General features: G+C 58.6%; 19 protein-coding genes and 1 tRNA gene. 7 read left to right on the forward strand and 13 right to left on the reverse strand.

Annotated features, from left to right (window positions below):
- Positions 1-254: 254 nt before the first annotated feature.
- Complete coding sequence (locus K0F86_RS24340; RefSeq protein ID WP_219136722.1) at positions 255-569, forward strand: hypothetical protein; 315 nt, start codon at positions 255-257, stop codon at positions 567-569.
- A 162-nt stretch (positions 570-731) separates the two neighbouring features.
- Here K0F86_RS24340 and K0F86_RS24345 read toward each other — a convergent pair whose 3' ends face one another.
- The 5 genes from K0F86_RS24345 to K0F86_RS24365 all read right to left on the reverse strand — a co-directional run bounded on the left by K0F86_RS24345 (position 732) and on the right by K0F86_RS24365 (position 3,271).
- Positions 732-1,058 (reverse strand): hypothetical protein, encoded by a 327-nt coding sequence (locus K0F86_RS24345; RefSeq protein ID WP_219136723.1) that lies wholly within the window; start codon positions 1,056-1,058, stop codon positions 732-734.
- A 45-nt stretch (positions 1,059-1,103) separates the two neighbouring features.
- Positions 1,104-1,178 (reverse strand) — tRNA-Val (locus tag K0F86_RS24350).
- Between the two features lie 82 nt (positions 1,179-1,260).
- Entirely contained in the window at positions 1,261-1,977 is a 717-nt protein-coding gene (gene dnaQ, locus K0F86_RS24355) for a DNA polymerase III subunit epsilon (RefSeq protein WP_219136724.1), read from the reverse strand.
- An 87-nt stretch (positions 1,978-2,064) separates the two neighbouring features.
- Positions 2,065-2,502 carry a ribonuclease HI gene (rnhA, locus tag K0F86_RS24360; RefSeq protein ID WP_071076881.1) on the reverse strand — a complete coding sequence of 146 codons (438 nt, stop codon included), beginning with the start codon at positions 2,500-2,502 and terminating at the stop codon, positions 2,065-2,067.
- Positions 2,495-3,271, reverse strand: a complete 777-nt coding sequence (locus K0F86_RS24365) for a class I SAM-dependent methyltransferase (RefSeq protein WP_219136725.1) — start codon at positions 3,269-3,271, stop codon at positions 2,495-2,497. Before K0F86_RS24365 ends, rnhA begins: the two co-directional genes overlap by 8 nt.
- Positions 3,272-3,290: 19 nt before the next feature.
- On the opposite strand from K0F86_RS24365, the gene gloB reads away from it, so the two are divergent.
- Positions 3,291-4,100 (forward strand): hydroxyacylglutathione hydrolase, encoded by an 810-nt coding sequence (gene gloB / locus K0F86_RS24370; protein WP_219136726.1) that lies wholly within the window; start codon positions 3,291-3,293, stop codon positions 4,098-4,100.
- Positions 4,101-4,179: 79 nt separating this feature from the next.
- Here gloB and aceB read toward each other — a convergent pair whose 3' ends face one another.
- Positions 4,180-5,778, reverse strand: coding sequence for a malate synthase A (aceB, locus tag K0F86_RS24375; protein ID WP_219136727.1), 1,599 nt, complete (start codon positions 5,776-5,778; stop codon positions 4,180-4,182).
- A gap of 216 nt (positions 5,779-5,994) precedes the next feature.
- On the opposite strand from aceB, the gene K0F86_RS24380 reads away from it, so the two are divergent.
- Positions 5,995-6,906 (forward strand): LysR family transcriptional regulator, encoded by a 912-nt coding sequence (locus K0F86_RS24380; RefSeq protein ID WP_035819455.1) that lies wholly within the window; start codon positions 5,995-5,997, stop codon positions 6,904-6,906.
- A gap of 253 nt (positions 6,907-7,159) precedes the next feature.
- On the opposite strand, the gene K0F86_RS24385 is transcribed toward K0F86_RS24380, so the two are convergent.
- From K0F86_RS24385 to K0F86_RS24400, 4 genes are all read right to left on the reverse strand, one after another.
- The gene (locus K0F86_RS24385; RefSeq protein WP_010398811.1) at positions 7,160-7,363 is read right to left on the reverse strand and encodes a cold-shock protein; all 204 of its coding nucleotides are present in this window, start codon (positions 7,361-7,363) and stop codon (positions 7,160-7,162) included.
- A 298-nt stretch (positions 7,364-7,661) separates the two neighbouring features.
- The gene (locus tag K0F86_RS24390; RefSeq protein ID WP_219136728.1) at positions 7,662-8,024 is read right to left on the reverse strand and encodes an Hpt domain-containing protein; all 363 of its coding nucleotides are present in this window, start codon (positions 8,022-8,024) and stop codon (positions 7,662-7,664) included.
- Positions 8,025-8,044: 20 nt separating this feature from the next.
- A complete protein-coding gene (gene upp / locus K0F86_RS24395) occupies positions 8,045-8,695 on the reverse strand; it encodes a uracil phosphoribosyltransferase (protein ID WP_219136729.1) in 651 nt (216 codons plus the stop codon).
- A gap of 144 nt (positions 8,696-8,839) precedes the next feature.
- Entirely contained in the window at positions 8,840-10,522 is a 1,683-nt protein-coding gene (locus tag K0F86_RS24400) for an isovaleryl-CoA dehydrogenase (protein WP_219136730.1), read from the reverse strand.
- A 396-nt stretch (positions 10,523-10,918) separates the two neighbouring features.
- Between K0F86_RS24400 and K0F86_RS24405 the strand changes: the two genes are divergently transcribed.
- Together K0F86_RS24405 and K0F86_RS24410 are read left to right on the forward strand one after the other, a co-directional pair.
- The gene (locus tag K0F86_RS24405; RefSeq protein WP_219136731.1) at positions 10,919-12,658 is read left to right on the forward strand and encodes a bifunctional diguanylate cyclase/phosphodiesterase; all 1,740 of its coding nucleotides are present in this window, start codon (positions 10,919-10,921) and stop codon (positions 12,656-12,658) included.
- On the forward strand, positions 12,655-14,151 hold the full coding sequence (locus K0F86_RS24410; protein WP_219136732.1) for an HDOD domain-containing protein: 1,497 nt from the start codon (positions 12,655-12,657) through the stop codon (positions 14,149-14,151). The genes K0F86_RS24405 and K0F86_RS24410 overlap by 4 nt, the downstream gene beginning before the upstream one ends.
- Positions 14,152-14,278: 127 nt before the next feature.
- Here the strand turns inward: K0F86_RS24410 and aroC are convergent, their stop codons facing one another.
- Positions 14,279-15,373, reverse strand: a complete 1,095-nt coding sequence (gene aroC / locus K0F86_RS24415; RefSeq protein WP_219136733.1) for a chorismate synthase — start codon at positions 15,371-15,373, stop codon at positions 14,279-14,281.
- 416 nt (positions 15,374-15,789) lie between these two features.
- Here aroC and K0F86_RS24420 point away from each other — a divergent pair, with 416 nt between their 5' ends.
- Positions 15,790-18,051 (forward strand): bifunctional diguanylate cyclase/phosphodiesterase, encoded by a 2,262-nt coding sequence (locus K0F86_RS24420; RefSeq protein WP_219136734.1) that lies wholly within the window; start codon positions 15,790-15,792, stop codon positions 18,049-18,051.
- 32 nt (positions 18,052-18,083) lie between these two features.
- Complete coding sequence (locus tag K0F86_RS24425; RefSeq protein WP_219136735.1) at positions 18,084-20,510, forward strand: SIR2 family protein; 2,427 nt, start codon at positions 18,084-18,086, stop codon at positions 20,508-20,510.
- A gap of 65 nt (positions 20,511-20,575) precedes the next feature.
- Here the strand turns inward: K0F86_RS24425 and K0F86_RS24430 are convergent, their stop codons facing one another.
- Entirely contained in the window at positions 20,576-21,022 is a 447-nt protein-coding gene (locus tag K0F86_RS24430; RefSeq protein ID WP_010398828.1) for a CBS domain-containing protein, read from the reverse strand.
- A 224-nt stretch (positions 21,023-21,246) separates the two neighbouring features.
- Entirely contained in the window at positions 21,247-21,870 is a 624-nt protein-coding gene (locus K0F86_RS24435; protein WP_219136736.1) for a 2OG-Fe(II) oxygenase, read from the reverse strand.
- Between the last annotated feature and the right edge of the window lie 31 nt (positions 21,871-21,901).

Here is a 21,901-nt window from a genome sequence, read left to right on the forward strand (position 1 = left end):
CTACAGAGGATTGCACGCACACGCCTATATGCTCAGCAGAAATACTCGCTATCTCGAAAAAGACATAGAAAGCAGCGCCACCCACAGGCTCCATGCCGACACCCCGGCCTTGCGGCTTACCGCGTGACGGTACAGCAGGGAGCGAGCTGGGTTGACAGCTTACTCGTCAAGCAACACCAGTCCGATCGCAGCATGACACCGCCACCAAGCGCCACCAGGCGACTCGACCGCCACAACACACTAAGGAGAACACTATGCACTCTTTGACAGCGGTACCTGCCGCCTTGCTGGTGCTGGGCTTGTGCACCCCGGCATCAGCGGATTTCCACATGGAATACGAAGACATCATTGCCTCGATCGATGCTCATGCTGTCGTTTGCAGCGAATTGGATGAGGAAAGCGTTCGTAGAACCCAGGTGACATTGGAAAAAAAACTCACCGAAGAGCAACTGCAAAACCTTCCCTGCGTCCGTAAGACAGATATCTACAAAAGAACTTTCCAGCATGAATACAACTGGCTCATGTCCCTCACCACTAAAGAGCGGCAAAAGGCCTGCCACCACGGGTGATAAAAGTAATTATCCGCGCTGGCGTCAGCAGACGGGCCACAGAAATGACATCGCCACAGTGGCCAGCGCCAAGGCTAACAAAACTGACTTATGGAGATAACAACATGAACTCGATTACAAGCATGGCAACGGTCCTATTGATGCTGGGCGTGTGCACAACCCTTATCGGCTGATTTCGAGCGCGATTATGAAGAAATCATTGCCGCCCTGGACGCTCATGTTGCCGCCTGCAGCGAACTGGAACCAGCCAGAGTAAAAATGGCCCAATTCCTGCTGGAATCGGTTATGAGCAAGGAGAAGTTGCAAGATATAGACTGCATCCGCAAGACCGAGATCTACAAGAAATACTTCGAGATAGAATACGGCATACTCAGGACAAGCAGCACCGAAGTCAGGCAACGCCTCTGCCAGCAAGAACTCAGTGACCGCAAGCCTGCGGATCAGTAAATGAGATTGCGATACGACCGGCAATAAAAAAGCCGACTTCATGATGAGTCGGCTTTAATATAAATACTTGATTGTATTGCGAATTCTTGGTGGGAAGTGCAAGTTTCGAACTTGCGACCCCTGCAGTGTGAATGCAGTGCTCTACCCCTGAGCTAACCTCCCGAAGCGAGGCGAATTATCGCATAGGTGTTGCGGCATCTGCAAGGGCTGGCGACAGGAAATTTAGCATGTCACGCTTTTTTTCTCAGGCGGCCGCTGGTGGCGCCAGGACGGCGGTCCAGATGCACTGGCCTTTGGCGGCCTTGTCGAGGCCGGCGATGGTGGCTGCGTGGGCGGCCAGTTCGTCGGCCGTGGCGCTCTGGAAGATGACTTCGGCCAGGGGCACGATTTCCAGGGCGGCGCCGTCGGCGGCCACTTCCACTTCTTCTTCCATGCTCAGGCTATTCTGGCCCCGTGTCATGGCCAGGTAGACGTCGGCCAGCAATTCCGAGTCGAGCAGCGCGCCGTGCAGCTTGCGGTGGGCGTTCGAGACGCCGTAGCGGTCGCACAGGGCGTCGAGCGAGTTGCGCTTACCCGGATGCATTTCCTTTGCCTGCACCAGGGTGTCGATCACGCCATGCACTTGCTCATGCACGGGCGGCAGGTTCAGGCGCTTGAATTCCGCGTTGAGGAAGCCGATATCGAACGGGGCGTTGTGGATGATCAATTCGGCGCCGGCGATAAATGTGCGGAATTCTTCCGCGATTTCCGCGAATTTCGGCTTGTCGCTAAGGAATTCCGTCGTCAATCCGTGGACGGCCAGCGCGCCCTCTTCCGAGTCGCGCTCGGGATTGATGTAATGGTGGAAATTATTCCCCGTCAACATGCGGTTGCTCAATTCGACCGCCCCGATCTCCAGGATGCGGTCGCCCGTGCGCGGATTCAGGCCGGTGGTTTCAGTATCGAGAACAATTTGACGCATGGCGGATTCATTCGTAAAAGCAAAAAGCGAAGGGCACAGTATAGCAAACCTGTGCCCTTCGATGACAACCGGCGACGCCAGGCATTCTTACGCGCGCACGGTTTCCACGCCCAGATTGGCCAGCTCATCGGCCCGCTCGTTGCCCGGATGGCCATTGTGGCCGCGCACCCAGCGCCATTCCACTTCATGAACGGCCTGAGCCGTATCGAGGGCTTGCCACAGGTCGACGTTTTTCACGGGCGCCTTGGCCGCCGTTTTCCAGCCGCGTGCTTTCCAGCCGTGGATCCATTCGCTGATACCCTTCTGGACATACTGGCTATCGGTATACAACACCACCTGGCACGGGCGTTTGAGCGCCGTCAAGGCTTCGATCACGGCCTTCAATTCCATGCGGTTATTCGTCGTATTCAGTTCCCCGCCGTAAATTTCTTTCTTGGCACCATCGGCCACCATCAGTGCGCCCCAGCCGCCCGTACCGGGATTGCCCTTGCATGCGCCATCGGCGTAAATCTCAACCTTATCCATCTTGCTGTTCCCGCCTTTTATTCGTGACCGGTGCGCCTGCGGGCGCCGTCGCCGGTTTCTTGGTCCACGCCGGACCGATCAAACGCATCCCTTTGACGCGCTTGATCGCCTGCACTATATACACTGCGCCCAGATATGGCCACCAGCGCGCACCGGCCTTGTCCATGAAGGCGTTGCGACGCAGCCATTTTTCTGTCTTGCAGGCAGGTGCGTAGCAGCCGAAGTGGCTTTGGCTGACGCCCATGTTCAGCAATTTTAACCAGTCTTTCATGCGCGGCATAGAGATCAGCTCGCCCGCCTGCGGCAGGTAATGGCGTCCCGTGACTCTTCCGAGGCCCTGGCGCATGCCCCACAGGCTGGCCGGATTGAAGCCGCAGACGATCACGCGCCCCTCGGGGATCAGTACGCGCTCCACTTCGCGCAAGACCTGGTGCGGCTCGGCGGCAAATTCGAGTACGTGCGGCAAGACCACCAGATCCAGGCTTTGCGAGTCGAACGGCAGCTCGTCGAAAGCCGACACCAGAGTCAGGCGGCGCTCCTGCGGTGGGCGTGGCGGCAGGCGCGCATCGAGCAGCCATTTGTTCGGCATGCGGTTGGCCGCCAGCGCATCGAGCTGCGGCAAGCCGATTTGCACGGCGTTGTAACCGAAGATATCGACGGTCAGGCTGTCGAGGCATTGCTGCTCCCAGGCGCGCACGTAGAGACCGGCCGGGGTCTGCAACCAGCCGTCAAGCGCTATAATGGATTTTTCGGATGCCACACTGTCCATTCAGTTTTCTCTTTTGCTCATGACACATTCCCCTGAACACGCTTTATCGGTACTTGCCGTGCCCGCCTTTGCCGACAACTATCTGTGGCTGATCCATGACGGCCGCCACGCCGCCGTGGTCGACCCTGGCGATGCCATGGCCATCCTCGATGCGCTGCAAGCACATCAGCTGACCTTGTCCGCCATTTTACTCACGCACCACCACGCCGACCACACGGGTGGCGTCCCTGAATTGTTGCAGCATTTCGCCGTGCCCGTCTTCGGCCCGCGCAATGAGGCTATCACAGCCATCACGCAAGCGCTTGGCGAAGGCGATGTCGCCTATGTGCCAGAGCTGGGTTTGCAGATGACCGTCATCGACGTGCCCGGCCATACCAAGGGGCATATCGCCTATGTGCGCCAGCGCTCGGAGCAAGGCGATGCACCATGGCTGTTTTCCGGCGACACCCTGTTTGCCGGCGGCTGCGGCCGCCTGTTCGAAGGCACGCCGGGCCAGATGGCCGACTCGCTGGGCAAGCTGGCCGCCCTGCCCGACGATACCGAGGTATTTTGCGCGCATGAGTACACCTTGTCCAATCTGCGCTTCGCCAACGCCGTCGAACCAGGCAACCTTGCCCTGCAGGAACGCATCGCCATCGACACGGAAAAACGCCAGCAGGGTTTATCGACCGTGCCGTCGACCATTGCTCTTGAGAAAGCCACGAACCCCTTCCTGCGTTACCGTGAACCGGCGATTCTGACCAGCCTGAAGGTGGAAGGCAAGCTGGCCAGCGATGCTTCGCCCGTGGAAGCATTTGCCGCACTACGTATGTGGAAAAACAATTTTTAAGCTTCTGTTTCTAAAAAGAAAAATCCCGGCGATACCATCAAGCATCGCCGGGATTTTTTATCGATCTATTTGATCTGGATCAGATTTCTTCGTACAGCGGCAAGGTCAGGAATTCGGCGAACGATTCCGACGTCGACATTTCCTCGAAAATCTGGCCGGCGCGCACATAGGTCGGACCGTTGCCGCCTGGCGCATCGCGCTGCACCTTGGCCAGTTCTTCCGGAATCATGGCGCGCACCATATCGGCCGTGACCTTGCGACCATCTTCCAGCACGCCCTTGCTGGAACGAATCCATTGCCACACTTGCGAGCGGCTGATCTCGGCCGTGGCCGCATCTTCCATCAGGTTGTGGATAGGCACGCAACCGTTGCCGGCCAGCCAGCTGCCCAGGTAATGGATGCCCACATTGATGTTGTAACGCAAGCCTGCTTCCGTGATCGGCGCTTCCGGCTGGAAGTTCAGCAGATCCGACGCTTTCACATCGATGTCGGGACGCTGTTTCTCGATCTGGTTCGGCTTGTCGCCCAGCACTTTGGTGAACTCGCCCATGGCCAGCTCGACCAGACCCGGATGGGCAACCCAGCCGCCGTCGTAGCCGTCGGTGGCATCGCGCGCCTTGTCGTTGCGCACGCCGCCCATGGCGATGTCGTTCTTTTCGGGATCGTTCTTGATCGGGATCAAGGCTGCCATGCCGCCGATGGCTGGCGCACCGCGTTTGTGGCAGGTTTTCAGCAGCAGCAAGGCGTAGGCGCGCATGAACGGCGCCGTCATGGTGACCTTGGCGCGGTCGGCCAGGCAGAAATCCTTGTCCAGCTTGAATTTCTTGATGCACGAGAAGATGTAATCCCAGCGGCCCGCGTTCAGGCCCGAGCTGTGTTCTTTCAGTTCGTACAGGATTTCATCCATCTCGAAGGCAGCCAGGATGGTTTCGATCAGCACGGTCGCCTTGATCGTGCCTTGTGGCAAGCCCAATTCGTTTTGCGTCATGACGAAAATATCGTTCCACAGACGCGCTTCCAGGTGCGATTCCATCTTCGGCAGGTAGAAGTACGGGCCGGCGCCGCGTGCCAGCTGTTCCTTGGCGTTATGGAACATGAACAGGGCGAAATCGAAAATGCCGCCGGAGATGCGCTTGCCGTCAACCAGCACGTGCTTTTCATCGAGGTGCCAGCCACGCGGACGCACGACGAGGGTGGCGATCTTGTCGTTCAGCTTGTACGACTTGCCATTTTGCTCCAACGAAATCGTCTTGCGCACGGCGTCGAACATATTGATCTGGCCCGTCAGCTGGTTATCCCAGTTCGGCGTGTTCGAATCCTCGAAGTCCGTCATGTAGCTATCCGCGCCGGAATTGAAGGCGTTGATGACCATCTTGCGCTCGACGGGGCCGGTGATTTCCACGCGGCGGCATTCCAGCGCCTTCGGAATCGGCGCGATCTTCCAGTCGCCGTCGCGGATATGCGCGGTTTCTGGCAGGAAATCAGGACGCTCGCCCGCGTCGAGGCGCTTGGCCCGTTCCACGCGCACGGCCAGCAACTCCTGGCGGCGCGGCTCGAATGCGCGCGTCAGCTTGGCCACCAGCGCCAGCGCTGCCGGCGTCAAAATCTGTTCGTAGCCGGGCTGGATTTCACCCGTGATTTGCATGCCTTCGGGAAGTGTGATCGTGTTCTGCGTCATGAAGTTCTCCGGTTTTTAATAAATATAAGCAAAGGTAATCTGGTGATCCAAGTATAAGCGGAATGACTGCGCGGACAAGCGGGACAAAGGCGTAAAAACACTCTGCCGGGCGGCGCGTTTGTTCTATAGTATTGCACTATAAGGCATGGAAACGAGATTAAAAATCACTTCATCTATGCGTTTTTATCACAAGTGACGAGATAGCGAGCACAGCATATGGGCCAGTTCAGACAAATATCGACCTTCGTGGAAGTGGTGGCCAAGGGCAGCCTGTCGGCGGCCGCGCGCGCGGAAGGCATCGCCCCGGCCATGATAGGCCGGCGCCTCGATGCGCTGGAGCAACGTCTGGGCGTCAAATTGCTGCAGCGCACGACGCGCAAGCTGGCCTTGACGAATGAAGGCGCCGCCTTCCTGGAAGATTGCCAGCGCATCCTGGGAGAATTGGAAGAGGCGGAAGCGGCCGTGGCCGAGCGCAGCGTGAAGGCCAGCGGCCATTTGCTCATTTCCGCACCGGCCGGCTTCGGACGCCAGCACGTGGCGCCATTGATCCCCTCGTTTGTGGCCGAGCACCGCGACGTGACGGTGTCGCTGAACCTGAACGACCGCCTCGTCGACCTGATCGGCGAAGGCATCGACGTGGCCATCCGCATCGCCAGTCTGTCCGATTCCTCGCTCGTGAGTACGAAACTGGCCGACAACCAGCGCGTGCTGGTCGGTTCGCCCGCCTATTTGAAACGGGCGGGCACGCCGCGCATCCCGGCCGACCTGGCGAAACATAATTGCCTGGCGATCAGCAGCGAAGGCAGCCAGCGCGGCTGGACCTTCCGCGAAAACGGCAAGAATGTCATTTTGAAGGTGGCCGGCAATATGGTCTGCAACGATGGCGAAGTGCTGCACGACTGGGCCTTGGCCGGCAAGGGCCTGGCGTGGCGCTCGATGTGGGAGGTCGGTGCGGAAATCGCCTCTGGCCAATTGGTGACGGTACTGGACCAGTTCGCCGCGCCGGGCAATGATATTTATGCCGTGTTCGCCCAGCGCCGCCACTTGCCGCTGCGCATACGGGCGTTCGTGGATTTTTTGCGGCATAGCTATTCGCAACCCGACTACTGGCGTGAACGGGCTATCTAGATAGCGCCCAAGCCTAGACGTGGGTGCGCAGGTCGGCGCAGGTCGGCTTAGCGCAGCGTAAGCCGACACCAGCCCATACATCTTGCCAGCACCACCATTGTCGGCTTACGCGCAAGCGCTAAGCCGACCTACCAGGCGACGCAAGCACACCAAAAAGTGCGCGCACCCACGCAAAACCCCTGCCTCACAGAAATTCAGGCGAAAAAAAATCCTCGGAGACCGAGGATTTCTTTATTTCGTTTGATCCAGCGTATTAGATTGGCTGAATGTTCGAAGCTTGCTTGCCTTTAGGGCCAGCAGTCACTTCAAAAGAAACGCGTTGGTTCTCTTGCAGGGACTTGAAGCCGTTCGACTGGATAGCCGAGAAGTGAGCGAACAGATCTTCGCCGCCTTCGTCAGGGGTAATAAAGCCGAAGCCCTTCGAATCATTGAACCATTTTACGATGCCAGTTGCCATTACAATTTCCTATTTCAGTTAAGTTGGGCTTGCGCCCGTTATATCGTTTGAAGCAAGAAAGAAATGACAGACAAACTGCACTACTACCTCGAATCCAACGATGCCCAATTATACCAACAAAACTGAGAAAAACCATTCTTTCGCAAAATAAACTTGCGAACACTACTTTAATAGCCAAATCCCCGTCTTGCGGCGCCCTGTACCAGCGGCATGCAGACACTATATCCTAATCTGCGCCGCCGACGCTTTGCGTTGCATCAAATGAATCATTGCAACCACATCTCTATGGTGCTGTCACTTACACGCTGAAATGGGTGGCGCCCGCATCGCGCGCGGCCCAGTGCAGCAGCGCCTCCACCTGCGCCCGCACGGCGGGCCATTCCGCCACCGCCTGCGCCGGCGCGTTGAGCATGGCGCGCACCTGCTGTTCGATGCGCCGGCATTCCTGGCCCAGCGCGGCAAAGCCGAAGGTGGCGGCCGAGCCGGCGACCGCGTGCAGCGCGCAGTGCAACTGCGTCAGCGGCTCCAGACGGGGGCCTTCGCTGTCGCAGCGGCCGCTGGCCTGCGTGATCGCTTGCATCAGGGCCGGCACGCTGGCCGCATATTTTTCGTTCAGGGCGCGCAAACGCGCGCGAAAATCCGGGTCGATCAAGGTTGCCATCGCAATACTCGCGGATTGGCTTACTTGGTGCCAAAGATGCGGTCGCCGGCATCGCCCAGGCCCGGTACGATGTAGGCATGCTCATCCAGGTGCGAATCGAGCGAAGCGCAGTACATCTTGACCTTCGGATGCGCGTTCTGGAACACGGTCACGCCTTCCGGTGCGGCCACCAGGGCCAGGAAGATGATCTGCTCGTCCGTCACGCCGCGTTTCTTCAGCACGTCGACGGCGTACACGGCCGAATTGCCGGTGGCGACCATCGGGTCGCACAGGATGAAGGTGCGCTCGTTCAGGTCGGGCAGGCGCACCAGGTATTCCACAGGCATGTGGGTGGTGGGATCGCGGTACACGCCGATGTGGCCCACGCGGGCCGATGGCACCAGGTTCAGCAAGCCATCGCTCATGCCGATGCCGGCGCGCAGGATGGGCACGATAGCCAGTTTCTTGCCAGCAATGACTGGCGCATCGATGGTCACCAGCGGGGTCTTGATTTCGCGCGTGGTCAGCGGCAGGTCGCGCGTGATTTCATAGCCCATCAGCAAAGTGATTTCCTTGAGCAATTCGCGGAAGGTGCGCGTCGACGTGTCGTGCTCGCGCATGTGGCTCAGTTTGTGCTGGATCAAAGGGTGATCGGTAATGAACAAATTCGGGAAGCGTGGATCTTGTTTCATATTGTTGTTCTTTCTCTGCTCTGGCGCGGCGGCAAGCCTGGGCCGCAGGCGCGCCGTGTGTCGATAAAATGATGGATTGCCGCATTATCCCAGCCCACAGCCCGCCTGTGGCCGGAATTTTCGAAATAATCGGTTTTATTGAAATCAATCCTCGCGCAAGGCGCGCGCCAGGATGGCCGCGCAATCGGTGCCGGCCGGCAAGCGGCCATACGCGCCGCCCGGCGCTTGCGCCAGCCGCGACTGCAGGAAGGCCTGCGCAACAAAGGGCGGCGCATGGCGCAGCAGCAAGGCCGCCTGCACGGCCAGCACGATGCGCTCGGATAATTTCCTGGCGCCAAACTCGTCCGTTTGCGGCCCGTCCAGGTCGGCCAGCAGGCGCGCGCGGTACTCGGCGAAAATGGCATCGGCATCGCCAGCCAGTGCCAGCTCGCCCGCCAGGGCGTCGCGCGCGGCCGGCGACTTGCCGAAGGCGCGCAAGACGTCGAGACACATGACGTTGCCCGAACCTTCCCATATCGAATTGACGGGCAGCTCGCGATATAAACGCGCCAGCGGCGCGTCCTCCACATAACCGGTGCCGCCCAGCACTTCCATGGCTTCCGCGCCGAAACCGGGACCGCGCTTGCAGATCCAGTACTTGCCGGCCGGCGTGAGCACGCGCGCCAGCATCGCTTGCCGCGGATCGTCCTTTTCATCGAAACAGCGGGCCAGGCGCAGGGCAAAGGCCGTGGCGGCTTCCGATTCGAGCGCCAGGTCGGCCAGCACGTTCTGCATCAAGGGCTGCCCGGCCAGCGGCTTGCCGAACACGGCCCGCTGGCGCGCATGGTGCAACGCCTGCGCCAGGGCGGCGCGCATGATGCCGGCGCTGCCCAGCACGCAATCGAGGCGCGTGTGGCTGGCCATTTCCAGGATGGTGGGAATGCCCCGCCCCGCCTGCCCCACGAGCCAGCCGTAGGCATTGGTAAATTCCACTTCCGACGAGGCGTTCGAGCGGTTGCCCAATTTATCTTTCAGGCGCTGCACGCGGATGGCATTGCGGCTGCCGTCGGGCAGATAGCGGGGCAGGAAGAAGCACGATAATCCGCCCTCGTCCGCCTGCGCCAGGATCAGGTGTGCGTCGCACTGCGGCGCCGAAAAAAACCATTTGTGGCCGACGATGCGCCAGGCGCCGCCGGCCTCGTCGCCGAACAGGGCCCGCGCCTCTGCCGGCGGCACGGGCACGGCGCGCGTGGTGTTGCTGCGCACATCGGAGCCGCCCTGCTTTTCCGTCATGCCCATGCCGACCAGGGCGCCGCGCTTCTGCTCCACGGGCAGGGAGCGGGGATCGTATTCGCGCGAGAGGATTTTCGGCAGCCAGCGCGCGGCGATTTGCGGCAGATCAAGGGCCTGGCGCAAGGCCGGTACCGAGGCATACGTCATCGTCACGGGACACTGCGTGCCGTTTTCCACCTGCCCCACTAATAGATAGGCGGCCGCGCGCGCCACCTGGGCACCGGGACCGGGCGACGCCCACGGCGACGCGTGCGCACCGGCGCCCACGAGGATGTCCATCAGCGCATGCCAGGCCGGGTGGAACAGCACTTCGTCGATGCGCCGGCCGGCCCGGTCGAACTGCTGCAGCTCGGGCGTGTGGATATTGGCCAGGCGCGCCAGCGCATACGTCTCGGCGCGGCCCAGTTTCTCGCCCAGCGCGTCGAGTTCCTGCCGCGCCGCGCCGCCGCCCTCGCGCAGCAGCGCTTCGATCAGCGCCGGGTCGCAGGCGAACAGATTGACGTTTTCAAACGGCGTGGCCTGGTTGAAAACTTCATGCGTGTCAAAAGCATTCATGGGAGTCTCCCGCGATTTGTTATCATGACGCCCTTGCTGTCGCTGGCGCACCGTCAACACCGTCTGCCAGCCAGACTAGCGCAAAGCGCATGGCGGGGCAAGCGCGCCAGTGGAAGCAAGTACAGAAAAATATTTCCATGTGGAACGAAAATGCCTGCGCGTGTCGCACAGCATGATTTTTTTCATGGAAGGCAGGAATATTTACAAAACCTGAAGCAATGTTGCTCTATTTCATGTAATCGAATGCTTTTCAATGATACATTTCGTGTGGATCGCATTCCGATAGTTGCCCTCCGGCCCGCTATGGCGCGCGTCACGCACGATGCACTCTTTCCGTTGGCGCCCTGCCCTGCAGCGTGCGCCGGCACTGATAACAAAAAGGTTAAAGCCCGCACGATGTTTTCCAGCACCCCATCCGCCGCCCACCGCGAGGCACGCCACGAGTTGGACAACCTCATGGAAGAGGCCGGCGACGTCGTGTTCCGGCTCGATACGGACGGCCTGATCCTGTTCGCCAGCAAGCGCGCGGCCACCCTGTTCAGCGCGCCCTCGGGCCTGTCCGGCCACTTGCTGCTGCCGCTGGCCACCGAAGCATCGCGCGCGGCGCTGCAGGCAGCGCTGGAAGATTCCCTGGAAGAGCCGGGCCGCCTGGAAGTGCGCCTGCAAACGCCGGACCAGGAAATCTGGTTCGAGCTGCGCCTGTCTTCTTATATGAACGCAGCCGGCGTGACCGAATTGCTGGTGGTCGGGCGCGACACCTCGGCCCAGCACAACACGGAAGAACGCTTGCGCCACATGGCCACGCACGATGCGCTGACCGGGCTGCCGAACCGCCTGCTGCTGTCGGACCGCATCCGCATGGTGATCGCCCAGGCGGCCCGTTCGGGCCAGGGGTTTTCGGTCGCCACCATCGGCCTCGATGGTTTTAAAAAGGTCAACGATGGCCTGGGCCACCCCGTCGGCGACGCCGTGCTGCGCCTGGCCGCCGCGCGCCTGCGCAAGACCCTGCGCGACAGCGACACCCTGGCGCGCGTGGGCGGCGATGAATTCGTCGCCGTGCTGCCGGGCAGCGCCACCGACGCGCAGATCAAGCTGGTGACGGGCCGCCTGCTGGCTACCCTGCAGGCGCCGTTCGAAGTCGATGGCCACACGATCTACGTGGGAGCGTCCGTCGGCGTATCGATCTATCCGCTGCACGCGGAAGATGAAGTGCGCCTGGTGGCGCTGGCCGATGCGGCCATGTCGCGCGCCAAGGAAACGGGCAAGGCCCGCTGCCTGGTCTACAGCCCGCGCCTGAATGGCCCGTCGGAGCACGATATTTCGCTGGAAGCGGCCATGTTCCACGCCGTGCGCGAAGGCGAATTCCTGCTGTTTTACCAGCCCATCGTCGATGCGCACACGCGGCAGATTCAGGGCTTTGAAACCCTGATGCGCTGGAAGCACCCGACCCTGGGCCTGGTGCCGCCCGTGCGCTTCATCCCGATTGCCGAAGCCAATGGCCTGATCAACCTGCTCGGTGCATGGGCGCTGAAGGCGGCCTGCGTGCAGCTCAAGCAGTTCCAGGAAGTGGCCAGGCGGCCGCTGTACATCTCCGTCAACATCAGCCCGCGCCAGTTCCGCAACGACAAATTCCTCGACGTGCTCGATGACGCCATCGCCTTTTCGGGACTCTCGGGTGAACACCTGGTGCTGGAAATTACGGAAGGCACCCTGATGATCGATCCCGTGCATGCGGAAACCATCCTCGTCAAGATGACGGAGCGCCGCGCGCGCATCGCCATCGACGATTTCGGCACCGGCTACTCTTCGCTCGCGTATCTGAAGCGCTTCCCCATTTCCGTACTGAAGATCGACCGTACCTTCATCAAGGACTTGCCCGAATCGAGCAAGGACGCGGCCATCTGCAACACCATTCTCGACCTGGCCAAGCATTTGAATTTGTCCGTGGTGGCCGAAGGCGTGGAAACGGAGGAGCAGATGCGCTTCATGGAGTCGCGAGGCTGCCAGTATGTGCAAGGCTATTTGACGGGCAAACCGATGCCGGCCCATGCCGCGCTATCGGCCTTGAGCGAAAAAACCCATGCGGCGCTGGTGCCCACGCCGTCTGCCAATGAACAGCGCGGAGGGGTGCAATGAATCCAGGTCATTTCGCGGTACCGACACAGCTCGGCAAAAACACCCTGGACCTGCTGTGGGCGCGCACGCGCCAGCAGGGCGACATGCCCGGCTTCGCGAAAGCCATCAGCGCCATCCTGGGCGCCATGCGCGGCGAGGATGACCACGAATTCGACATCACGCAAACGGTGCTGTCCGATCCTGTCCTCACGCACAAGGTGCTGCGGCTGGCCAACAGCGGCATGTATTCGGCCTTCGGCCAGCGGGTCAACACGGTCTCGAAGGCCGTGCTGGTGCTGGGCATCGACGCCATCGGCCACCTGGCGCTGGGACTGAAGCTGATCGAGGAGCTGTCGCAGGCCTCGCCCGACTCCGTCAGCGCGCACGTGGAAATGGAAAAGGCCGTGCTGGCCGGGATGGTGGCGCAACAAGTGGCCACCAGCGCCGGCAGCCTGCAGGCGGAGCAAGCCGTCGTCTGCTCGATGCTGCACACCCTGGGCCGCATGATGGTGACGTTCTACATGACGGACTTCTGGGCGCGCATGCAGGCGCATGCGGGTCCCGGCAACGAGGCGGCCGCCGCGCGCGAAATCCTCGGCCTGTCGCTGCCGGAAGTGGGCTATGCCACGGCCGCCCACTGGGGCTTGCCGCAGCACCTGATCAACGGCATGCGTCCGATGGAGCCGTCGCCCGACAATGCGCCCGTCAGCGGCGCGGACTGGATGGCAGGACTGTCGACCATGGCGGCGCGCTGCGCCGACTCGCTGTGGCATGACGATGCGGCCGGCGCGGCGCAAGTGCACGCGCTGATCGACGACTATGCGGGCACGCTGGGCATCGCTGCCACGGACCTGGTCGTGGCGGTGGACAAGGCGAAGATGATGGCGGCGGCCGACCTGTCGATCGCCCCCCTGTCGAAACCGGCCGAACGGCGCGCGCGCCAGCTGGCCTCGACGCGCATGCGCGCCGAAGGCAACCGCATCCTGATCGGCGGCCTGGCCGACCTGCGCGGCGCCATCGGCAGCGCCAGTCCGGGCCAGATGGTCTCGATGGCGCTCGAAACGCTGCACCAGGGCTTTGATTTTTCGCGCTCGGTGGCGTTCGTGCGCAACCACCGCGATCATTTGTACTCGGCGCGCATCAGCATGGGCGAAGGCATGGCCGACCTGCAGGATCTGATGGTATTTGGCGACGCGTATGAGCCGAACGTCTTCCACGCGGCCCTCAATAGCGACCGCGTGATCTTCATCGACAATGCGCGCGACCCGAAATTTGCCGCCAAGCTGCCGCAATGGTGGAAAGCGACGTTGTCGGAAGCGCGCAGCTTCGTCGTGCTGCCCCTGTCGGCCAACGGCCACCCCACGGGCTTCCTGTACGGAGACTGGGACGACAGCTTCCCGCCGATTCAATTGAACCAGACGGAATTCAACCTGATCAACGATATCCGGGCGTTACTGGTGCAGTCGGTGGAGATGCGGCACCAGCTGGAGCTGGTGGCGAACAAGGTGGCGTGACAGAAAACGCCAACCATGTTGTCGGATTACGCGGGGCGATGCCCCGCTAATCCGACCTACGCGCAACGTATGGCGTGGGTGGTAGGTCGGATTAGGGCCGCAGGCCCGTAATCCGACAACATTCAACTCACTTCAACTTCGGCGTATTCACCGACACATCGCCGCACTGCGCGCGGTGCATCAGCGCGTGGTCGATCAGGACCAGCGCCAGCATGGCTTCGGCGATCGGCGTGGCGCGGATGCCCACGCACGGGTCGTGGCGGCCGAACGTTTCCACCATCACGGGATTGCCCTCTTTATCGATCGAGCGGCGCGGCGTGCGGATCGACGACGTCGGCTTGATAGCGATCGAGACGCTGATATCCTGTCCGGTCGAGATGCCGCCGAGTACGCCGCCGGCGTTATTGCCGATAAACCCTTCCGGCGTCAGTTCGTCGCCGTGCTGGGAACCCTTTTGCGCCACCGAATCGAAACCGGCGCCGATTTCCACGCCCTTGACGGCATTGATGCCCATCATGGCGTAGGCGATGTCGGCGTCGAGCTTGTCGTAGATGGGCTGGCCCAGTCCCACCGGCACGTTTTGCGCAATCACGTCGATGCGCGCGCCGATGGAATCGCCGTCGCGGCGCAATTGATCCATCGCCTCTTCCATGCGCGCGATCAGGTCCGCGTCGCCGCTGGCGGCAAAGAAGGGGTTCGCATGCACGTGTTCCCACGACTGAAACGGCACGGCAATGTCGCCCAGCTGGCTCATGCAGCCTTTGAAGGTGGTGCCGTACTGCTGCAGCAGCCATTTCTTGGCGATCGCCGCCGCGCCCACCACGGGCGCCGTCAGGCGCGCCGAGGAACGCCCGCCGCCGCGCGGGTCGCGCACGCCGTATTTATGCCAGTAGGTGTAATCGGCGTGGCCGGGACGGAAGCTTTCCGCGATATTGCCGTAATCCTTGCTGCGCTGGTCTTCATTGCGGATCAGCAGCGCGATGGGCGTGCCCGTCGTCACGCCCTGGTACACGCCGGAGAGGATTTCCACCGTATCCGATTCCTGGCGCTGCGTCACGTGGCGCGAAGTGCCCGGCTTGCGGCGGTCGAGCTCGGGCTGGATATCGGCTTCCGACAGGATCAATCCCGGAGGACAGCCATCGATCACGCAGCCGATGGCCGGGCCATGCGATTCGCCGAAAGTGGTAACAGTAAACAGCTTGCCAAAAGAATTGCCGGACATAGTAGGAAGTGTGAGGACTGGAAAACTCAATTCTACCAGCCTGCGGGGCAGGCCATGCCGCTAATGCCGCAGCAAGGCCCGATATTCCCGCGCGTTATCCCCATTTTTAAATCCCGTGTTTTTTTTCATACAAAAAACACCAAATATGAGTTGCAATCATGCAATACAAGAAATATTGCTCTACGGAATAGGCTTAAAAAAACATTTTGCTTATTAAATCGCTATATACTTGGATCAAAGCGCGCTACACAATGCATGTTCAAGGCTGCGCCGAGAGCACGTCACAAATGCCCAGGGCTAGGCGTCGTTGCCGAAGACGGTACGCAAGTACAAGTACGGTAAGGGCAACGCAACAACGCCATGGGCTTTTGCGACGCGCTCGTAAAAAATATCGAGTCATCCTGGAGAAGCTATACATGCCCGCACCGATCATCCCCCTTGACGCCAACAAGGACGATCACGACGACCTGGTATTCCTCGATGAGCAACCAGTGCCGCCGCTGGCCGTCGCACCGCGCAGCGTCTGGCGGGTGATGATCATCGACGACGATGAAGACGTCCACTCCACCACCACTTTCGCCCTGGGCAACCTGGAAATGCAGCACCGCCCGCTGGAATTCGTGCATGCGTATTCGGCCGGCCAGGCACGCGAACTGCTCAAGCATGAAGACGACATCGCCGTCATCCTGCTCGACGTGGTGATGGAACAGGATGACGCGGGCCTGCACCTGGTGCGCTACATCCGCGAAACCCTGAAAATGACGGATGTGCGCATCATCCTGCGCACGGGCCAGCCCGGCTATGCGCCGGAAATCGACGCCATCCGCGATTTCGACATCAACGACTACAAGACCAAGTCCGAACTGACGCGCATCAAGCTGTTTACCACGGTGACGGCCGCCATCCGCTCATACGAACAGATACGCTCGATCAGCAACAGCCGACGCGGCCTGGACCAGATCGTCCACGCCAGCACGCAGCTGATGGCGCTGCACGGCGTGCAAAACTTCTCGGCCGGCGTACTGGCGCAGATCGCCGACCTGCTGGACATCCGCGCCGATGGCCTGCTGTGCGTACAGGACTTGCAGGACAGCGGCGCCAGGGAGCTGCTCGTGTCGGCCTGCACGGGCAGCTTTTCCAGCTTGCCGCACAGCGCCCTGTGCGGCCTGCAAAACCCGCGCGTGATGGCGGCCATCGAGCACACGCTGGCGCAGCGGCGCAATGTCTACGCGCACGACTACGCCACTCTGTACTTCGCGGGCAAGGCCAGCCGCGATGCGGCCGCCTACCTGGTCCTGCCGCGCCCCCTCTCGGCCATCGATGAAAGCCTGCTGGAAGTGTTTTGCAGCAACGTCGCCGTGGGCCTGGACAACGTCGAACTGGTATCGCACCTGCACAACGCCGCCTTCTATGACCAATTGTCGAAGCTGCCGAACCGCACGCGCCTGGTGGAAATCCTCGACGCCGCCCTGGCCGGGCCCGCGCGCGACGACGCCACCCTGGCGCTGGTCGACCTCGACCATTTTGCCGAGACCAACGATGCGCTGGGGCACCAGTTCGGCGACGCCCTGCTGATCGCCGTGGCGGGCCGATTGCAAACCCAGCTGGGTCCCCAGCTGACGGTGGCGCGCCTGGGCGGCGACATCTTTTGCGTGCTGGGCGACTCGTCGCAAGTCAACCCGAGCAAGATCCTGGCCCTGTTCCAGGCGCCGTTCTGCATCGACGGGCAAGATGTACAGCTGTCCGCCACCCTGGGCCTGGTGCGGCTGGGCGAACATGCGGGCACGGGCGCCGATGCGCTGAAGGATGCCGATATCGCCCTGAAACGGGCAAAAAGCCAGCAGCGCGCCGGGCACTTCTATTTTTCGCGCAGCATGGGCATCGAAATCCGCGAAAGAGTGCGCATGATGCACGCGCTGCGCACGGCCTTCAGCCAGGACCAGCTGTTTGTCGTGTATCAACCGCAGATCGACCTGACCACGCGCCGCCCCGTGGGCGCCGAAGCGCTGCTGCGCTGGCAGACGCCGGACGGCAAGTTCATCTCGCCCGACCGCTTCATCCCCATCGCCGAGTATTCGGGCATCATCATCGACCTCGGTGAATGGGTGCTGCGCACGGCGTGCCGCGAACTGGTGCTGCTGCGCGAGCAGGGCCACCGCAACTTCGTCATGTCCGTCAACGTGTCGCAAGTGCAGTTCCGCCACCCGCTGTTCCTGGAAATGCTGCGCGCCGCGCTGGAAGAGACGCAGGCGCCGCCCGAATTCATCGAGCTGGAAATCACGGAATCGATGGCCATGGAAGAGCCGGACCTGCTGATCAAGATGTTGTGGCAAATCAAGCAGACGGGCGTGAGCATCGCCATCGACGACTTCGGCACGGGCTTCTCGTCGCTGTCGTACCTGCAGCGGCTGCAAGTCGACCGCCTGAAAATCGACCGTGCGTTTGTGACGGAAATCACGGGTTCCGCGCGCGGCAGCAGCATCGCCGAAATGGTCATCCAGCTGGGCCGCAACCTGGGCCTGGCCGTGATCGCCGAAGGGGTGGAAGACGAGCGGCAAGCACAAATCCTGCAAGCGCTGGGCTGCCCCATGGCGCAGGGTTTCCTGTTCGCCCGCCCGATGACGGCCACGGCGCTGGGCACCTGGCTGAACAACGAGGCGCTGCAGGGCGCGGCGTAACTATATATTCAATTCATATATCAGGAAATAAAATGCTTCCAGCAGAAATTTTATCTGAACTTAAAACCACCCTATTTGCAGGAAATTACAATCTTTTGTTAGGTACAGGTGTTTCCTTTGATAGTTTAAATAGGCGAGGGACCGCTGTTCAAAGCACACAAAAACTAACAGAAAAACTATGTTCACTGAAAAAAGTTTCTTCGCAAACCCCGCTCTCTAGAATTTCTCTTTTGTTAAACCCAGCAGAGATCAAAGAATATCTCACCGATGAATATTTAGGCTGCAAACCCGGCGAAACAGTAACCGCCCTGACCAGATTTTTATGGAAAACCACTTTCACATTTAACATCGACGACGCGCTTGAAACAGCATACAGCAACAATCCAGATAGAGCTCAAAGCGCCGAACCAATTAATTTCGATGACCAATACAGAAGAGCAGAAACTCAATCCTCGTTGCACATTGTTCATTTACATGGATTTGTAAGAGAACCAGAAAAAGGTTATGTTTTTTCCGTAGCTGAATATGCCCGAGTAACCCGAAATCAAAATCCTTGGATGCATATACTTTCAGAACTAATTGCAAGTGAACCATTTATAATTGCTGGAACAAGCCTAAATGAATCTGATTTAGAATACTATCTATCGGGAAGGTCGACCACTTCACCAAGAAAAAATAGAGGTCCATCTATACTCGTTGAGCCTTTTCCAGATGCAGTTACCGATAGCATCTGCGAAAGACATAACTTACATTTGGTTAAATCCACAATGGCTCAATTTTTGCAATGGCTTAATAAAGAAGTGGGGAAGCCACCCACAATATCTGAATTAACTTTACCATCAGATGCTAATTTATTTTTTCCAAAACCAAGCAACTTAGAACAATTGGCATTTTTTTCATCCTTTGAACTAGTACGACCGCTCAACCCATCCAATAAAGATGAAGTAATGTCTCCTTTTTATTATGGCCGAGCAGCCTCATGGATGGATCTTTGCAATTCTGCCGATGTTCCAACACAAGATGAACTTCGCATTGGAGCAAAAGCAAGAAATTTTCTAGAATCACCGGTTGGCCCAAATAAAATTCTTTCTCTTTTAGATGAACCAGGATCTGGGAAGTCAACTTGCATTCGAAGAATAGCATACAATTTATCTTTGGAAGGAAGAATTGTCTTTAACTTAAAAAGTAATTCAAATATTCAATTTGACTCAGTAATTTCCTGCTTGAAATTTATCAACAAGCCATTCTGCCTAATTATTGACAGTGTTGCAGACCAAGCTGCAGCCTTAAAGCCGCTACTTGATTCAAACGATATAATTAAACCATTTGTCATTATTTCCGCAGATAGAAGTTATAGAAAAGATCATTTGGATCGTTTACTTGGAGACCTCAATATTGAATATTTTTCCGTATCGAACTGGCAACCCGATGCGCTATCGCAATTAATTGAGCGTTATAGAAAAGCTGGCCTCATTGGATCGTCTCTAGCAATCCACGACCCAACAGCATTTACCCGAACATTAAAAAATGACGTCGTAGCTATTGCGTCCTGCAGAATTTTAAACGATTTCAGACCATTAGAAGACATTGTTAAATCAATTTGGAATCATGCAACAGTAGCAACCAGAAGAACTTATGCTATTGCAGCGCTTGCTAATCACTGCTATTCGGAGGGATTATTTTATCCAATTTTGGAAGCTGCGCAGAATAATGAACAATTGGAAGAACAATTTACAAACACCAGCCCATTACCGCTTGCATACTCTTATGATGATGATGACTATGTAATACCTTTAAATCCAGTAATTGCTGATCGAATACTTGCAGTAATTGGAAGAGAAAAACAAACAATAATGCTTGAGATTTTCGGCAGCCTTGCTAAGGCTTTAGCGCCCTATGTAAATAGGCAGGCAACAATCGACCGAACTCCTGAAGCCAAACTCGCAGGACGACTTTTTAGTGCGGAAAAGGTTGTGCGCCCGTTACTTGGAACTCTGGCTGATGATTTTTATGAGGCGGCAAAAGATAGCTGGGAATGGAATCCAAGATATTGGGAACAGCGGGCACTCCTAATGCAAACCATAAATCTTGATGTTGCAATACAATTCGCACGCCATGCGGTTGCCATAGAAGCACATCCATTCCCATGGACCACATTAGCATCTTTGCTTATCAAGAAGATGGAATTCAAATCTACACATCGTGACATGCTTTACGATGAGGCATTTGAACTACTAAAAATGACATTGAAGAGAGAAGAGAATCATGGATGGAGGGCAACACCTCACCCTTATGTTGTACTCTTCAATGGAACCAATATATTAATAACATCAGGCGGTTCACTTTCTCAAATGAGAAAAGATTTCATTAAAAAACAAATAGAAAAGACAATTATATTTTTCCCAAGGGAAAAACAATTAATAGAAAATTGCGATAACCTATTAATCAAAATAAAATAAATGCAGGAGTAAAAACAAACGCCGGCATGTGCCGGCGTTTGTTTTTACTCCTGCATTGCGATCGCTTAATCGGTGGTTTCGGCCGGCCAGTCGCGAATATACGCTTTCAGCATCTGGTTTTCAAAGCTTTGCGCTTCGAGCACGGCGCGCGCCACGTCGTAGAAGGAGATGACGCCCAGCAAGGTTTTGGCGTTCATGACGGGCAGGTAGCGCGCATGTTTTTCCAGCATGATGCGGCGCACTTCGTTCACTTCCGTGTCGGGCGTGACGGTGATCGGGTGGTCATCCATGTGCTTGCGCACGGTGCCGCCGCCAATCTGGCCCGCGTTCTCGTGCAGCGCGTTGAGCACTTCGCGGAAGGTCAGCATGCCGACCAGGTCGCCAAATTCCATGACCACCAGCGAACCGATGTCTTTTTCAGCCATGGTATTGGCCGCGTCAAGCAGGGGCTGGTCAGGCGTGACCGTGTAGAGGATGTTGCCCTTGACTTGGAGAATTTCAGATACTTTCATATTGGCCGTCCTGTCCGCGTGATTGGTATTTTAGTTATTCTAGCCCTTACTGCGACTGTAGCCTATGCCTGCGGAAAAATCCAGCCTTGCGCGCAATCAAATCGAGGGGGATTGTCGGGCGAGAAAAACGTAGCGAGCGGATGCGCGGCGCGGCCGAGAAGCGCAGCGGTACGCGAGTACCGTGAGCATCGCCGGCCGTGCCCCGCGACGCGCAGTAGTTTTTCTCACGCTCTGCGGCGAAACCAGCCGGCGATGGATAGACGTTCACGCGCCGTCGGCAGCACCTCGTGCAGCATCTCGCCCGACAGAAACATGGCCATGCGCCCTGCTTCGGGCGCGATATCCACGCTGGGGCCGCCATCGGGGTGCAAACGCAGCGCGCCGCCGTGTTCGGGCAGCCAGTCGTCGTTCAGGTACAGCACGACGGACACGGTGCGCTTGTCGTCGTCGCGGAAACGGTCCAGATGGGCCCGGTAAAAGGCACCCGGCGCATACAGGGCGAAATGGCTTTCGTACTCTTCCAGCCCCAGGAACAGCTCGCGGTTGAGGGTCTGGCGCAACGCTTCCATATGCTGCAGATAGCTATCGCAGGCGCTTGAGCGGCCCGCTTCCAGCCATGCGATATGGTCGCCGCGGATATCCGGCTGCAGCAGCGGCGCATGGCCGCTGCCCACGCCGGCGCCCTTCATCTTGCCGCTCTGCATCGCTTGCACGCATTCGGCGGCCAGTTGGCGGCTGAGTTCAGGGGAAATGAATTGCTCTTGCATCAGCCAGCCTGCGCGGCACAGGCCGTCAACGATAGACGGTCCGGGCACGGCAAGGGCGCCGTCGAACGATATTGCGGGCATAAAGTCTTTCCTGGTGGACATACATGAGAGT

The organism is Janthinobacterium sp. UMAB-60, from assembly GCF_900095235.1.
Classification (GTDB): domain Bacteria; phylum Pseudomonadota; class Gammaproteobacteria; order Burkholderiales; family Burkholderiaceae_D; genus Janthinobacterium.